This is a genomic window from Mitsuaria sp. TWR114 (assembly GCF_007997345.1).
Genome location: NZ_VOSR01000881.1, coordinates 1 through 2,300 on the forward strand (window position 1 = coordinate 1; position 2,300 = coordinate 2,300).

At 71.8% G+C, this 2,300-nt stretch carries 1 protein-coding gene; it reads right to left on the minus strand.

Annotation, left to right across the window (positions count from 1 at the left end; genetic code table 11):
- Positions 1-2,300, minus strand: a 2,300-nt coding sequence (locus tag FUT87_RS25315) for a DUF11 domain-containing protein (protein ID WP_147242788.1), incomplete at both ends; no start/stop codon positions are given.

The window sequence follows — 2,300 nt, forward strand, 5'->3', positions numbered from 1 at the left end:
CTGGCCGTTGCCGTTCAGGTCGTCATAGACGCGGCCCGACAGGGTCGCGGTCTGCACGGTGATCGTGCCAGTGGCGAAGTTGTTGCCCGCGTTGGGCACGGCGCCACCGTCGGTATCGCCCGAGCCCGTCGTCACGATGGTGGCGGTGTTGCTCAGCACCGTGCCGTTGGCCGGCGTGCCGATCACCAGCACCGGGATGCGCAGCGTCGCCGCGCCGCCGGAGGGCATGCTCGCGATCGCGCAGCTCGTGCTGGTGCCGCCGGCGCTGCCGGTGCAGGTCGGCGCCGCGGGGGTGAAGCTGCCGGCGGTCACGGTGAGAACCGGCGTGCCGGCGAGCTGCAGCCCCGCGGGCAGCGTGTCGGCGACCTGCGTGATTTCGGCCGCCTGCGGGCCGTTGTTGCGCACGTGGACCAGCCAGTCGAAGGCCTGGCCCTGCGCGACGGTGGCCAGCGGCGTGGTGGTGCCGCTGATGACGGCCGCCTTGTCCACGGCCTGCACGTCGGCCTTGTAGCGGAAGGTGGTCGGCTCCGACGCGCTGTTGTTGGCCTGCGGATCGAAGGCGTCCTGCGCCGCGTTGGCGAAGCGCACCGAGGCCGCGTTGGTGTAGGTGCCCTTCTCGGCGCCCTGCAGCCGCACGCGCACCTGGACGGAGCTGCCCTCCCCGGTCGCGCCGCCGCCGGTGCCGCCCAGGCTGGCGATGGTGCAGCTGATGCTGCCGCCGGCCACGCCGACGGTGACGCCGGCGGTGTTGCAGCTCACGCCCGCGGGCAGCGGCGTCACCAGGCCCACGAAGGTCGGTGCGCCCGCCGTCGACGGCAGGGTGTCGGTGAGGACGACGTTCTCGGCCGTCGAGGCGCCGTTGTTGGTGACCGTGAGCGTGTAGGTGACGTTGTCGCCGACGTTGACCGGGTCCACGTCGTCGGCCTTGTTGACGATCAGGTCGTAGGCCGGCGAGATGACGGCGGTGGCCTGCGTCGCGGTGTTGTTGGCGGCGCCGCCGGCGATCTCGGGCGTGGTGGTGGCGATCGTCACCGTGTTGGAGATGCTGCCGCTGCCGCCCAGCGCCGTGGCCAGCGCGGCGCTGGCGCGCACGCGCACGACGACGGTCTGCTGCGCGCCGCGGGCGATCGAGCTCCAGCCGCAGATCAGCGTGTCATTGCCCGGACCGGTGGTGCTGCCGGCGACCGGCGCGGTGGTGCAACTGCCGCCGCCGTTGGCGGTCGCCGACAGGAACACCAGGCCCGCCGGCAGCGTGTCGTCGATGCTCACGTTGAAGGCGCGGCTCGCGCTGGTCGCGGCCGGATTGCTGGCCGTGATCGTGTAGGTGAGCAGCTGGCCGGCGGACACCGGGTCCGGGTTGTCGGTCTTGGTCACCGCCACATCGGTGCGGGCGATGAAGTAGGCCGTGGCCGGCGTGTTGTTGTTGGCGTTGTTGTTGAGGAGGTCGGGGTCGGCCTCGTTCTGGGCCAGCGCGAAGGCGGTGTTGTTGACGGTGAACTGGTGGTCCGAGGACGTGCCGTCGCCGAAGTGGCGCACCGTCACCTGGAACCTCGGGCAGTCGACGCCCGCGGTGCAGACCGGCAGGCTGGTGATCGTGCAGTTGCTCAGCGACACCGCCGATCCGGACGGCGCGAGGCTGCAGCTGCCCAGCGTGGCACTGCCGGCCACCGTGTTCAGCGAGTACTGGCCCGCGTTGGCGTTGAAGACGTTGTTGAGGGTGTCGGTAACGGCGACGTTGGTCGCGGCCTGCGGGCCGGCGTTGACCACCTCGATCTCCCAGACGATCGGCGAGCCCGCCTCCTGGCGGTTGCCCGCGCCGTCGCCCAGGCCCAGCACGCGCTTGAGCACCGACACGTCGGCCTGCGCGGCGTTGGCCTGCGGGTTCACGCCCACGCCGGTGCAGTCGTTGGCGGGCACGTTGTCGGCCGGCGCGTTGGCGGCGTTCACGCAGACCTGGTTGGTCAGCGTGCCGCCCGCGGCCGTGGCCTGCGCATTGATGGTGACGCTCGCGGTGGTGGCGTTGACCCCCAGCGCCACGTTGGTGCTGGTGCAGGTGATGGTCACCGGACCGGCCTGCGGGAAGGTGCCGCCGCCCGAGGACACGCAGCTGAAGCCCGACGGCGCCGAGATGCTGTTGACCCGCAGGTTGGCCGGCACCGTGTCGGTGAGCGTGAGGGTGCCGCTGGCGGGGATCGCGCTGGGGCCGAGGTTGGTCGCCGAGATCGTGTAGTTGAACGCCTGGTTCACCGGCACCGCGGCCTGCGGCCAGCTCTTGGCCTTGTTGGCGCGCAGGTCGGCGG